The 12,787-nt window shown below is 59.3% G+C and carries 13 protein-coding genes; 5 read left to right on the forward strand and 8 right to left on the reverse strand.

All coding sequences use genetic code 11. From position 1 onward, the window contains the following. Nucleotides 1-32: 32 nt before the first annotated feature. The 7 genes from nth to metG form a co-directional block, all read right to left on the reverse strand. Nucleotides 33-671 carry an endonuclease III gene (gene nth, locus F2P67_RS26005; protein WP_166225664.1) on the reverse strand — a complete coding sequence of 213 codons (639 nt, stop codon included), beginning with the start codon at nt 669-671 and terminating at the stop codon, nt 33-35. Then, complete coding sequence (locus tag F2P67_RS26010) at nt 668-1,249, reverse strand: Rnf-Nqr domain containing protein (RefSeq protein WP_166225667.1); 582 nt, start codon at nt 1,247-1,249, stop codon at nt 668-670. The genes nth and F2P67_RS26010 overlap by 4 nt, the downstream gene beginning before the upstream one ends. Then, nucleotides 1,246-1,851 (reverse strand): RnfABCDGE type electron transport complex subunit G, encoded by a 606-nt coding sequence (locus F2P67_RS26015; protein ID WP_166225670.1) that lies wholly within the window; start codon nt 1,849-1,851, stop codon nt 1,246-1,248. The genes F2P67_RS26010 and F2P67_RS26015 overlap by 4 nt, the downstream gene beginning before the upstream one ends. Further along, nucleotides 1,848-2,831, reverse strand: a complete 984-nt coding sequence (locus F2P67_RS26020) for an RnfABCDGE type electron transport complex subunit D (protein WP_166225673.1) — start codon at nt 2,829-2,831, stop codon at nt 1,848-1,850. The genes F2P67_RS26015 and F2P67_RS26020 overlap by 4 nt, the downstream gene beginning before the upstream one ends. Further along, entirely contained in the window at nt 2,818-4,026 is a 1,209-nt protein-coding gene (gene rsxB, locus F2P67_RS26025) for an electron transport complex subunit RsxB (protein WP_166225676.1), read from the reverse strand. Before rsxB ends, F2P67_RS26020 begins: the two co-directional genes overlap by 14 nt. Then, nucleotides 4,023-4,592, reverse strand: coding sequence for an electron transport complex protein RnfA (locus F2P67_RS26030; RefSeq protein WP_166225679.1), 570 nt, complete (start codon nt 4,590-4,592; stop codon nt 4,023-4,025). Before F2P67_RS26030 ends, rsxB begins: the two co-directional genes overlap by 4 nt. 114 nt (nt 4,593-4,706) lie before the next feature. Then, complete coding sequence (metG, locus tag F2P67_RS26035; RefSeq protein WP_166225682.1) at nt 4,707-6,758, reverse strand: methionine--tRNA ligase; 2,052 nt, start codon at nt 6,756-6,758, stop codon at nt 4,707-4,709. Nucleotides 6,759-7,095: 337 nt separating this feature from the next. On the opposite strand from metG, the gene apbC reads away from it, so the two are divergent. Beyond that, the gene (apbC, locus tag F2P67_RS26040) at nt 7,096-8,190 is read left to right on the forward strand and encodes an iron-sulfur cluster carrier protein ApbC (protein ID WP_008079385.1); all 1,095 of its coding nucleotides are present in this window, start codon (nt 7,096-7,098) and stop codon (nt 8,188-8,190) included. Nucleotides 8,191-8,323: 133 nt separating this feature from the next. Here apbC and F2P67_RS26045 read toward each other — a convergent pair whose 3' ends face one another. Further along, nucleotides 8,324-9,082 carry an SDR family oxidoreductase gene (locus F2P67_RS26045; RefSeq protein ID WP_095181795.1) on the reverse strand — a complete coding sequence of 253 codons (759 nt, stop codon included), beginning with the start codon at nt 9,080-9,082 and terminating at the stop codon, nt 8,324-8,326. Nucleotides 9,083-9,246: 164 nt separating this feature from the next. On the opposite strand from F2P67_RS26045, the gene F2P67_RS26050 reads away from it, so the two are divergent. The 4 genes from F2P67_RS26050 (at nt 9,247) to groL (ending at nt 12,768) form a co-directional block, all read left to right on the forward strand. Continuing rightward, complete coding sequence (locus F2P67_RS26050) at nt 9,247-9,978, forward strand: HugZ family pyridoxamine 5'-phosphate oxidase (RefSeq protein WP_166225685.1); 732 nt, start codon at nt 9,247-9,249, stop codon at nt 9,976-9,978. Between the two features lie 65 nt (nt 9,979-10,043). After that, nucleotides 10,044-10,520 (forward strand): FxsA family protein, encoded by a 477-nt coding sequence (locus F2P67_RS26055; protein WP_166225688.1) that lies wholly within the window; start codon nt 10,044-10,046, stop codon nt 10,518-10,520. 257 nt (nt 10,521-10,777) lie between these two features. Further along, a complete protein-coding gene (locus F2P67_RS26060; RefSeq protein ID WP_003227685.1) occupies nt 10,778-11,071 on the forward strand; it encodes a co-chaperone GroES in 294 nt (97 codons plus the stop codon). A gap of 50 nt (nt 11,072-11,121) precedes the next feature. Then, nucleotides 11,122-12,768 (forward strand): chaperonin GroEL, encoded by a 1,647-nt coding sequence (groL, locus tag F2P67_RS26065; protein ID WP_166225691.1) that lies wholly within the window; start codon nt 11,122-11,124, stop codon nt 12,766-12,768. Nucleotides 12,769-12,787: the final 19 nt, after the last annotated feature.

The raw sequence follows: 12,787 nt of genomic DNA on the forward strand, positions 1-12,787 counted from the left end.
TCAATCGACTTATCAATTGTTCCAATAGCGGATCAATCGTCCGAGGTTTTGTGTTTGTATTCACACAAATCTTCGATCCGACAGCTGCCACAGCGCGGCTTGCGGGCGAGACACACGTAGCGACCGTGAAGGATCAGCCAATGGTGCGAGTCGAGCAGGAATTCTTTCGGCACAAACTTCATCAGCTTCTTTTCCACCTCGACGACATTCTTGCCCGGTGCAATGCCGGTGCGATTGCTGACGCGGAAAATGTGCGTATCGACCGCCATGGTCAACTGGCGAAAAGCGGTGTTCAGCACCACGTTTGCCGTTTTCCGGCCCACGCCGGGTAACGCTTCCAGCTCTTCACGGGTTTGTGGAACCTCGCTGGCATGGCGCTCGACCAGCAAGCGGCAGGTCTCGATGACGTTTTTTGCTTTGCTGTTGTAGAGACCGATGGTCTTGATGTATTCGGACAAGCCTTCGACACCCAAGGCGTAGATCGCGGCGGGTGTGTTGGCTACCGGGAACAGTTTCGCCGTGGCCTTGTTGACGCCGACGTCTGTTGACTGTGCCGAGAGAATCACCGCAATCAGCAGCTCGAACGGTGTGGAGTAAGCCAGTTCGGTTTTCGGCTCGGGATTGTCTTCATGCAGTCGGCGAAAGATCTCAAGACGTTTTGCGGCATTCATGGGCGATGCGTTTCCTTGGAAATAGAGTTCGGGCGAGTCCACGCCTGACGGGCTGCGAGCAGCAGGCCCAACAAAATGAAAGCGCCGGGCACCAGTGTGGCCAGGTGCAGCCCTTCACTAATTAGAAGCAAACCGCTCCAATGGTCGGACAGATTTCGACCGAGGCTGCCGTGACCAATGAGTTCACGCAGCGCGCTGAAACCGAGCATCAATCCTGCGAAACAGGAGCCATGCTTGAGGCGATCAGCCAATGCCTGACGAAGGAATCCATTTCGCTCCAGTACCACGCACTGCAAGGCGATCAATCCGGCGTAGAGACTGTAGGTTTGTTGCCACTGAGCAAACCAGCGCTGCATGAAAATTTCCGCGCAACCGGTCAGGGTGGCAGCCAGTAAGACACTGGCCAGCAGTGCACTTGCCCCAGACATTCGCGAGCGCAACGGTGACTTGCATACGGCATACGTACCGAGCACGGCGGCCAACATCAGTAGTGTGCCCAGAGCTGCTGCCAGCGTGTCGGTGGCGCCAAGTAGCAGAACCAACAGCAATGAGTTCGACAACGTCGCATTCCGGTTCATGTTCCACTCCCCTGCAATGCCGCTCGATGCTCATCGAAGTAGCGTAAGGCGTCATGAATGGCGTTGATCACAGCGCGAGAGGTGATGGTTGCGCCGGCGATCTGATCAAACTGCCCCTGATCCTTTTTCAATGCCCAGGCGCTCTCTGCCGGTTCATTGCGGGATTTGCCGGTAAAAGCCGCCAGCCAGGCGTTGGGCCAATCGCCAATCAATCCGCCGAGGGCCGGGGTTTCGTTCTGCTTGAGGGTTTTTACTCCAAGCAATTTGCCGTTGGGGTCGATAGCGATCAGCAATTCGAGGGTGCTGGCATAGCCTTGCGTCTGGCTGCGCAGCAGTACCGCCACGGGCTGACCTTCTCTGCTGGCGCGATAGCCGGCAACAAGATGGCTGTGACTGAGCGTAACCTCAGTCAACGTCAGCGGTTGTTCCAGCGGCTGATTGTCGTAAGCGTCGGGCGCGAGCACGTCGAGCAGTGTGCGACTGTCGAGCTGACGTTGTGCGGCCGCGATCTGCGGTTCATTGCTGCGTTGGACAAGATACGTTGCGCCGAGGCCGATGACGGCCAGCAGCGTCAAAATGGTCACGTTCGCTGTCCGGTTCATGGCGTCACCGCTGACTGACGGCTGGCAGAGAATCGCTCCAGCGCCGGCACACAGAGATTCATCATCAGCACTGCGAACGCCACGCCGTCCGGGTAACCCCCCCACGTGCGGATCAAATAGGTCAGCAGCCCGACGCCCATGCCGAACAGCAGACGAGCGAGGGGGCTTTTCGCTCCGGAGACCGGTTCGGTGATGATGAAAAAAGCGCCGAGCATGGTGGCGCCGCTCAGCAGGTGAAACAGTGGCGAGCCGTGAGAGTCCGAGCCCGAACCGTTCCAGCACAGCAGGCTGACGACAAACAGGCTGGCAAGCATGCCGACCGGGGCGTGCCAGGCGAATACCCGGCGTTGTAACAGGAACAGACCACCGGCAAGAAACGCCAGATTGACCCATTCCACACCACGCCCGCCAAAACGACCGAATGCCTGATTGCTGGCGAAAAGCTCGTTCATGGTCAGGCTTTTGTTGATGCGCAAACTGTCCAGCACCGTCGCCTTAACCCAGGCATCCGGCGCCTCACCGAGGCCAAACACTTGATGCATGGTCGCCGACAGATCCAGGCCATGTGCAGGCCAGTGGGTCATCGCTTGTGGGAACAACACCATCGCCAAAGCGAAACCGAGCATAGCGGGGTTGAACGGATTTTTACCGACGCCACCGTACAGGTGCTTGCCGAATAGCAGCCCCGCCGTAATCGCCGTCGCTGTCAGCCACCACGGGCAATAAGGTGGCAGGGCGGCGGCCAGCAACGTTGCACTGACCACGGCACTGCCGTCAGTGAGTGTGGGTTGCAACGGCTGCCGACGCAGGCGAGTGACAGCGGCCTCAACCAGCAACGCCGTGCCGATGGACAGCATCAGATTGATCAGTACGCCCCAGCCGTAAAGCCAGAACAGCGCGAGTAATCCCGGCAGGGTCGCCAGCAGCACCAGCTTCATCGCCTGTTGCAGGCGATCATCCGGCGTTTCAAGGGGCGACATGATCTTGCACCTGGCGCTCGGCGTCTTGCAGGCGGGCACGGGCCTTGTCGAGGACTTCGTCTGGAATGTCGGCGCGGCGTTCGAGCTTGCTCAGGTCGGCCCGAGCGTAGGCCAATTCGGTTTTGAGCTGACGAAGCTGGCTGTCGATCGGGCGCTTTTCCACTCGCACCAAGTCAGGCACCGCTTGTTCACTTATGGCTTCTGCGGCATGCAGGGCTTTTTCGGCGTCACGCAGGGCTTGCTCCAGAATCGCGATCTGTTCGGGTGCGGCTTCTGCGCTCTGGGCCTTTTTCAGTTCGGCGCGGCGCATGGCCAGCTGGATTTTCGCGCGCTTCAGGTCTGCATCTTTCGCCGGGGCAGGCGCTGCAGGCGCCGCAGGGGCGGGTGTATCGATTTTCGCCAGGGCCCGTTCCGCCGCTTCGAACTGTTGTTGCAGCACGATCAATTGCGATTGCTGCTCAAACGTTGGCGGATGACCGAAGGCCTTCAAAGATTTGTTTAACTGAGCGCGGCTCATCGCGACATCGATCTTGGCTTTTTTCAGGGCGGCGTCGGCGGTGGCGGCCTTCTGCGCGCGAACACGCTCAAGGGCGGCCTGCACCGGATCAAGGGTTTGCACTTCAGGCTCCGCGGCCCGTTTGGCGCGTGCTTCACGTTCAGCCTGTTTCTGCTGCTCTTCACGCAGCAAGCGCTCGTTGCGCCGCTCGAAGCGTTGACGTGCGTGATCACGTTTGGCTGCCCGCGCACGCTGTTCATCCAGACTGAAGGCCAGACCACCGACCACCGGCAGGGTACTTGGCGGCAACGGATGCATTTCGATGCAATCCACCGGGCAGGGCGCCACACACAGATCGCAGCCAGTGCATTCGTCGATGAGCACCGTGTGCATCAGTTTTGCGGCGCCGACTATTGCGTCGATCGGGCAGGCCTGAATGCACTTGGTGCAACCGATGCATTCGGCCTCGCGGATGTAAGCCACTTGCGGCGGTGCCGAGCCGCGACTGATGTCCAGTTCCAGCACTGGTATTTTCAACAATTCGGCCAGCGCGGTGATGGTTTCGTCCCCGCCGGGTGGGCACTTGTTGATCGGCTCGCCAGCGGCGATGCCTTCTGCGTAGGGCTTGCATCCGGGATGGCCGCACTTGCCGCATTGGGTCTGCGGCAGGAGGGCATCGATGCGTTGAATCAGACTCATGTTTTGATCAGTCCACTGAATCCGAGAAAAATCACTGCGATCAGTCCGGCGCCGATCAGGTCGATCGGCAAGCCGCGAAAGGGCAGAGGAATATCGTTGCCGGCGGTGCGTTCGCGCAAGTCGCTGAACAGGCTCAGTACTATCCAGAAACCCAGGCCCGCACCAAGATTCAATGCCGTTGTGTGCAGCAACCCTTGATCATTTTGTGCATTGATCAGCGCTAGTCCGAGCACGCCGGCATTGCCCAGCAACAGCGGCCACAAACCGTCGAACGGTAAACCTGGCAGCCAGCGCGTCAGCCCTTTCAGCAACGGCGCAATCAGCAACACGCTTAATGGCAGAAACACGAACAGGCGCAGTCCCTGCAGTTGAAGCGGCACGAGCAACCAATGCCAGATGAGCTGACCGATGACGCCGACGATCAGCATCAGACACAACGTCGCCAGCCCCAGCGCATGCACTTGCCGGCGACCGCCCGCCAACAGCGGATCGACGCCCAGCGGCCAGTGCAACACGAAGTTGTTGAGCAGCGCGGCACTGATGAGCGTAAGCACAAGTTCGGTCATGGTTCTGCCAGCGAAACGGGCGGGTGTGTCTTAAGGTTAGGCATTATCCGGCCAGATATGAAAAATCCCACAGGCATGCGGAGCACGCCTGTGGGATCGATTCACCGCCGAGTCTTATTTGATGCGTTGACCCGGTTTGGCGCCGCTGTCCGGGCTCAGCAGGTAGATTTCTTCACCGCCCGGGCCGGCAGCCATCACCATGCCTTCGGAAATACCGAACTTCATTTTCCGTGGCTTGAGGTTGGCAATCATCATGGTCAGACGGCCGTCGAGTTTCGACGGATCCGGGTAAGCGCTCTTGATCCCGGAGAACACGTTGCGTTGCTCGTCACCGATATCGAGAGTCAAGCGCAGCAGCTTGTCTGCGCCTTCAACGTGTTCGGCCTTGACGATCAGCGCGACGCGCAGGTCGATGGCGGCAAAGGCGTCGAAGTCGATTTCCGGCGACAGCGGATCCTTGGCCAGTTCGCCATTACCGGCAGGTGCAGCGGCACCGGTATCGGTCTGGCTGGCGGTCAGGTCTTCTTTCGAGGCGTCGGTCATGGCTTGCACTTTTACCGGGTCGATGCGGGTCATCAACGGCTTGAATTCGTTCAACTGGTGGTTGGCCAGCAGGGTGGTGTGGTCGTTCCAGGTCAGCGGGGCGACATTGAGGAACGCCTCGGCATCGGCAGCCAGCAGCGGCAGCACCGGTTTGAGGAAGATCACCAACTGGCGGAACAGGTTGATCGCCGTGGCGCAGACTGCCTGGACTTCATCCTGCTTGCCTTCCTGCTTGTTCAGCGACCAAGGCGCCTTGTCGGCGATCCACGCGTTGGCGCGGTCGGCCAAGGCCATGGTTTCGCGCATGGCACGGGCGAAGTCGCGAGCCTCGTAAGCATCAGCGATGCTTGGCGCGGCGGCCAAAAACGCTTCGGTCAGCTCTGGCGCGGCGTTGTTACCGACCAGCAGGCCGGCGTTGCCCTTCTGGATGAAACCGGCGCAACGGCTGGCGATGTTGACGACTTTGCCGACCAGATCCGAGTTGACCTTCTGCACGAAGTCTTCGAGGTTCAGGTCGAGGTCGTCGACGCCACGGCCCAGTTTGGCCGCGTAGTAGTAGCGCAGGTATTCCGGCGACAGGTGATCCAGGTAGGTACGGGCCTTGATGAAGGTACCGCGCGATTTGGACATCTTCTGACCGTTGACGGTCAGGTAGCCGTGCACATTGATGCCGGTCGGCTTGCGGAAACCCGCGCCTTCAAGCATCGCCGGCCAGAACAGCGCATGGAAGTTGACGATGTCCTTGCCGATGAAGTGGTACAGCTCGGCGGTGGAGTCCTTGCCCCAGAACGCGTCGAAGTCCAGCTCCGGCGTGCGGTTGCACAGGTTCTTGAAGCTGGCCATGTAGCCGATCGGCGCGTCCAGCCACACGTAGAAATACTTGCCCGGCTCGCCCGGAATCTCGAAACCGAAGTACGGCGCATCGCGGGAGATGTCCCACTGTTGCAGGCCGGCGTCCAGCCATTCGGCGATCTTGTTGGCCACGGCGTCTTGCAAGGTGCCGCTGCGGGTCCAGGTTTGCAGCATTTGCTGGAAATCCGGCAGCTTGAAGAAGAAGTGCTGGGAATCTTTCAGCACCGGGGTGGCGCCGGAGATTGCCGACTTCGGATCCTTCAGGTCGGTCGGCGCATAGGTCGCACCGCATTTTTCGCAGTTGTCACCGTACTGGTCTTCGGTGCCGCATTTCGGGCAGGTGCCCTTGATGAAGCGGTCGGCCAGGAACATTTTCTTTTCCGGGTCGAAATACTGGGTGATCGAGCGTTGGGCGATGTGCCCGGCGTCACGCAGCTTCAGGTAGATCTGGCTCGACAGCTCACGGTTTTCTTCGGCGTGAGTGGAGTGGAAGTTGTCGAAGTCCACCAGGAACTCGGCAAAGTCGGCGCTGTGTTCAGCCTGGACGTTGGCGATCAGTTGTTCCGGGGTGATGCCTTCTTTTTCCGCGCGCAGCATGATCGCCGAACCGTGGGCGTCGTCGGCGCAGACGTAAATGCATTGATTGCCGCGATGCTTCTGGAAGCGCACCCACATATCGGTCTGGATGTATTCCAGCATATGGCCAAGGTGAATCGAACCGTTGGCGTAGGGCAGGGCGCTGGTGACGAGGATCTTGCGTGGTTCGGACATGTGGGGCTTCGCTACTTGATGAAACGGAGGTCGGCCACTATAAAGCGCTGGCGCTTATTTTTCACCCCTGAGCCGTCGGGTACTTTGGGAGCACTTGTGGCGAGGGGATTCAGCGAAACGTCGCACCGCCCCGTTCGGCTGCGCACCAGCCGTGAAACCATTGAACGCGGTGTACCTGATACACCGAGGTATCAGGTTTTAGGGCGGCTTCGCCACCCAACGGGGATAAATCCCCTCGCCACAGAGGATTTCCGGCTCAAGTAATCTGTTCGCCTCAAATCTGTGTCCAGCGTACGATACCCGCCATCTTTTCCCAGTCTTGTTATCGGAGTTGCCCATGAGCGCCGTCACTCGCGCAGCGGTGGAAGCCGTCCTCAGCCAATACACCGACCCTTACCTGAACCAGGATCCGGTCAGCGCCGGATGTGTGAAGAACATCGAGATCGTCGGTGACCGCGTCAATGTGCAGCTGGAAATCGGTTACGCCGCCGGTCTGTTCAAGAGCGGCTGGGCACAATTGCTGCAATTGGCCATCGAAAACCTCGATGGCGTAGTGATCGCCAAGGTTGAGGTCAACAGCGTAATTGCCGCACACAAGGCCCAGGCGCAGATTCCGGGTCTGGCCAACGTCAAGAATGTGGTCGCGGTGGCCTCGGGCAAGGGCGGCGTGGGCAAATCGACCACGGCAGCCAACCTCGCGCTGGCACTGGCCCGTGAAGGCGCCAAGGTCGGCATCCTCGATGCCGATATCTACGGCCCGAGCCAGGGCATCATGTTCGGCATCCCTGAACGCACCCGCCCTGAAGTCAAGGATCAGAAGTGGTTCGTGCCGCTCAAGGCGCACGGTGTGGAAGTCATGTCGATGGCGTTCCTGACCGACGACAACACGCCGATGGTCTGGCGCGGCCCGATGGTTTCCGGCGCGCTGCTGCAACTGGTCACGCAAACCGCGTGGGGCGATCTGGATTATCTGGTCATCGACATGCCGCCCGGCACCGGCGACATCCAGCTGACCCTGGCGCAGAAAGTTCCGGTGGCTGGCGCCGTGATCGTCACCACTCCGCAGGATCTGGCGTTGCTCGACGCGCGCAAAGGCGTGGAAATGTTCCGCAAGGTCAACATCCCGGTGCTGGGTGTGGTGGAAAACATGGCCGTGCACATTTGCTCGAACTGCGGGCATGCCGAGCATCTGTTCGGCGAGGGCGGTGGCGAAAAACTGGCCACCCAGTACGGCGTCGAACTGCTGGCCTCGCTGCCGCTGTCGATGCTGATTCGCGAGCAGGCCGATGGCGGCAAACCGACAGTGATCGCCGAGCCGGACAGCCAGATTGCCATGGTCTACCAGGAGCTGGCCCGCCATGTCGGCGCACGGATTGTGCTGCAGGAAGCGGCGACGCCGGCCATGCCGAACATCACCATCAGCGACGATTGATTAGCTGACTAAATGCAATCCCTTGTGGGAGCGGGCTTGCTCGCGAATACGGTGGCTCATTCAACTCATCAGTTGTTTGATCCGCCGTATTCGCGAGCAAGCCCGCTCCCACAGTTGTTTTGTGGTGACGCGTTTAGATGCGCAACCCGCCATCCATCTCCAGAATCCGCCCGGTGTAGTAATCGTTCTCGAAGATGTACGCCGCCGAGTGGGCGATCTCTTCCGGCTTGCCCATGCGCTTGAGCGGGATGCCCGAGGTCATTTTCTCCAGCGCTTCCGGCTTCATGCCCAGAGTCATTTCGGTTTCGATGAAGCCCGGTGCAATGCCCGCCACGCGAATGCCATAACGCGCCAGCTCCTTGGCCCAGGTCACGGTCGCCGCCGCAACACCAGCCTTGGCGGCGGAGTAGTTGGTCTGGCCGACGTTGCCCGCGCGGGAAATCGACGAAATGTTGATGATCGCGCCGCTGTTCTTCAGCTCGACCATTTTCGCCGCGACTTCACGGGTGCACAGGAACACGCCGGTCAGGTTGACGTCGATCACCGCCTGCCACTGTGCCAGGCTCATCTTGGTCATTTCGCCGTCCTTGACCTTCAGCAGCAGGCCGTCACGGAGGATCCCGGCGTTGTTGATCAAACCGTGGATCGCGCCGAAATCGGCAGCGACCTGGGCGACCATGTGTTCAACCTGCTCTTCATTGGCGACGTTGCACAGGTAGCTGCGCGCCTCGACACCTTTGGCTTTGCAAGCGGCCACGGCGGCGTCGAGTTTTTCCTGGTTCAGGTCCACCAGCGCCAGCTTCGCGCCTTTGCCGGCGAAATACTCGGCCATGGAGCGGCCCAAACCCTGGCAACCGCCGGTGATAATGATTACTTTGTCGTTGAGTTGCATTCGCATGCCCCGATAGCAGGTCTGAGTAGTTTTTATTCTCTGCGACTCTCGATCTGCACCGGCCGTGGCTGGGTTGCACATGAGAATTGCCCGATGGCATGGCCGGGACTTGTTCCCGGGTGCCTGTCCGTTTTTTCGACGGATTCTATTTAAGGAGTCATAAATTGAGCGTTGAAGTGGCCAAGAATGCCCGAGAATTGCTTCTCAAGGAATACCGCGGGGTGCTGTCGACCCACTCCAAATCGATGCCCGGTTTCCCGTTTGGCTCCGTGGTTCCGTATTGCCTGGACGAGCAGGGCCGGCCTCTGATCCTGATCAGCCGCATCGCCCAGCACACCCACAACCTGCAAAAAGACCCGAAATGCTCGCTGTTGGTAGGCGAACGCGAGGCCGATGATGTGCAGGCCGTCGGTCGGCTGACCTATCTGGCCGAAGCGCAGAAGCTCGAAGATCCCGCCGCCATCGACGCTGCCGCCGAGCGTTATTACCGTTATTTCCCCGATTCGCAGAACTACCACAAGGCCCATGATTTCGATTTCTGGGTGCTCACCCCGGTGCGTCACCGCTACATTGGCGGTTTCGGTGCGATTCACTGGGTCGATCACCTGACCCTCGCCAACCCGTTCGCCGGCAAGGCTGAAATCAGCATGGTCGAGCACATGAACAGCGACCACGCCAAAGCGATTGCGCACTACGTCGATCTGGCCGGTCTGCCGAAAACCGTGCCGGCGCAACTGGCCGGGATCGACACCGAAGGCATGCACCTGCGCATCGGCCAGGCGCTGTACTGGTTGCCGTTTCAAGGGTCATGTAATACGCCGACACAAGTGCGCGAAGCCTTGGTTTCTCTGGCTCACGCCGAGGTCTGGCCAAAAAATGCAGTGGCCGACGCTTGAATTCACGAAAGGGCGACGTCATCTAAGGCTTACTGCAAGGCATTTCTTGCGTTGAGGAATCTTTGATGCGCCCTTTTTTGTTGCTCTTTCTGCTGTTTCCGGTGCTGGAGCTGTTCGTATTCGTCAAAGTGGCAGGGGCTATCGGGTTTTTCCCGGCCCTGTTGCTGATCATTCTCGGCTCGATGTTCGGCGTATTTGTGCTGCGTATCGCCGGTCTGGCCACTGCACTGCGTGCCCGTGAAAGCCTGAACCGCGGCGAACTACCTGCGCAAACCATGCTGGAAGGTCTGATGCTGGCGCTGGCCGGTGGCTTGTTGATCCTGCCGGGTTTTATCAGCGACGTGGTCGGTCTGGTGATGCTGCTGCCGTTCAGCCGTCGACTGCTGGCGAACAAAATGCGCCAGCGCGCCGAAGAACAGGCCATGCGCCAGCGCGCGTTCGCCGATGACCTGCAACCCCGTGGCGGCCCAGCACCGCGTCAGCCTTTGGGCCGTGAAGGTGATGTGATCGAAGGCGAGTTCGAACACCGCGACACCAAGTAACGTCTGTACCGGCACGGCACCTTCGGGTGCCGTGTTCATTTGTGGGGCGATTTTGTGCAAATCAGCGAAATTTTTTTGCCCTCGCCCTTGTAATAAGCTTATGCGCCCCTATGTAACGGTCACCGAAAGGTTTCCGACATTCGAGTCGGACAGACTTCCGCGGCTCGCTCGACGATCCGCAACCGGCGCAGGCCGGATTTGTTAAACCCGCCGGGACTACACCGGCCGATGAAAACCACAATTAGGAGAGATCGACAATGAAGCTTCGTCCTCTGCATGACCGCGTCGTTATCCGTCGCAGCGAAGAAGAAAAGAAAACCGCTGGCGGTATCGTCCTGCCGGGTTCGGCTGCTGAAAAAGCCAACCACGGTGTGATTGTCGCTGCAGGCCCGGGTAAGACCCTGGAAAACGGTGAAGTGCGTGCGCTGGCCGTTAAAGTCGGCGACAAGGTTGTGTTCGGTCCTTACTCCGGCAGCAACACTGTGAAAGTCGACGGCGAAGACCTGCTGGTAATGGCTGAGAACGAGATTCTCGCCGTACTGGAAGGCTGATTCCCCCGCTCATTTTCCCGCTACTACAAAGTATTTAAGGAATATCGATCATGGCTGCTAAAGAAGTTAAATTCGGCGATTCCGCCCGCAAGAAAATGCTCACCGGTGTCAACGTCCTGGCTGACGCAGTAAAAGCGACCCTGGGTCCGAAAGGCCGTAACGTGATCATCGAGAAGAGCTTCGGCGCTCCGACCATCACCAAAGACGGCGTTTCCGTCGCCAAAGAAATCGAACTCGAAGATCGCTTCGAAAACATGGGCGCGCAGCTGGTCAAAGACGTTGCCTCCCGTGCCAACGATGACGCTGGTGACGGTACTACTACCGCTACCGTTCTGGCTCAGTCGATCGTCAACGAAGGCCTGAAAGCCGTCGCTGCCGGCATGAACCCGATGGACCTCAAGCGCGGTATCGACAAGGCGACCATCGCCATCGTCAAAGAGCTGAAAAACCTGTCCAAGCCATGCGCTGACACCAAGGCAATCGCTCAGGTTGGCACCATCTCCGCCAACTCCGACAACTCCATCGGCGACATCATTGCCGAAGCCATGGAGAAAGTCGGTAAAGAAGGCGTGATCACCGTTGAAGAAGGCACTGGCCTGGAAAACGAACTGTCGGTTGTAGAAGGCATGCAGTTCGACCGTGGCTACCTGTCCCCGTACTTCGTCAACAAGCCGGAAACCATGGTTGCCGAGCTGGACAGCCCGCTGATCCTGCTGGTCGACAAAAAGATCTCGAACATCCGCGAAATGCTGCCAGTACTGGAAGCCGTTGCCAAAGCCGGCCGTCCACTGCTGATCGTATCGGAAGACGTTGAAGGCGAAGCCCTGGCGACTCTGGTAGTGAACAACATGCGTGGCATCGTTAAAGTCGCAGCCGTCAAGGCTCCAGGCTTCGGCGACCGTCGCAAGGCCATGCTGCAGGACATCGCTGTTCTGACCGGCGGTACCGTTATCTCCGAAGAGATCGGCCTGAGCCTGGAAAGCGCCACCCTGGAAAACCTGGGCAGCGCCAAGCGTGTGACCATCTCCAAGGAAAACACCATCATCGTTGACGGTGCTGGCGTAGAAGCCGACATCCAGGCGCGTATCGCTCAGATCCGTGCTCAGGTTGGCGAAACTTCCTCCGACTACGACCGTGAAAAACTGCAAGAGCGTCTGGCCAAACTGTCCGGCGGCGTTGCAGTGATCAAGGTTGGCGCTGGTTCCGAAGTCGAAATGAAAGAGAAGAAAGCCCGCGTTGAAGACGCCCTGCACGCCACCCGTGCAGCCGTTGAAGAAGGCGTGGTACCTGGCGGCGGCGTAGCGCTGATCCGTGCTCTGGAAGCTATCCTGGATCTGAAAGGCGACAACGCTGATCAGGACGTCGGTATCGCTGTTCTGCGTCGTGCTGTTGAAGCTCCGATGCGTCAGATCGCTGCCAACTCCGGCGACGAGCCAAGCGTTGTGGTCAACGAAGTCAAGAACGGCAAAGGTAACTTCGGTTACAACGCCGCAACTGGCGAGTACGGCGACATGATCGAAATGGGCATCCTGGACCCAACCAAGGTTACCCGTTCCGCTCTGCAAGCTGCATCGTCGATCGGCGGTCTGATCCTGACCACCGAAGCTGCAATTGCCGACGCACCGAAGAAAGACGGTGGCGCTGGTGGTGGCATGCCAGACATGGGCGGCATGGGTGGCATGGGCGGCATGATGTAAGCCAGCCTTACCCCCGTAA

This window comes from Pseudomonas atagonensis (assembly GCF_011369485.1).
Lineage (GTDB): Bacteria > Pseudomonadota > Gammaproteobacteria > Pseudomonadales > Pseudomonadaceae > Aquipseudomonas > Aquipseudomonas atagonensis.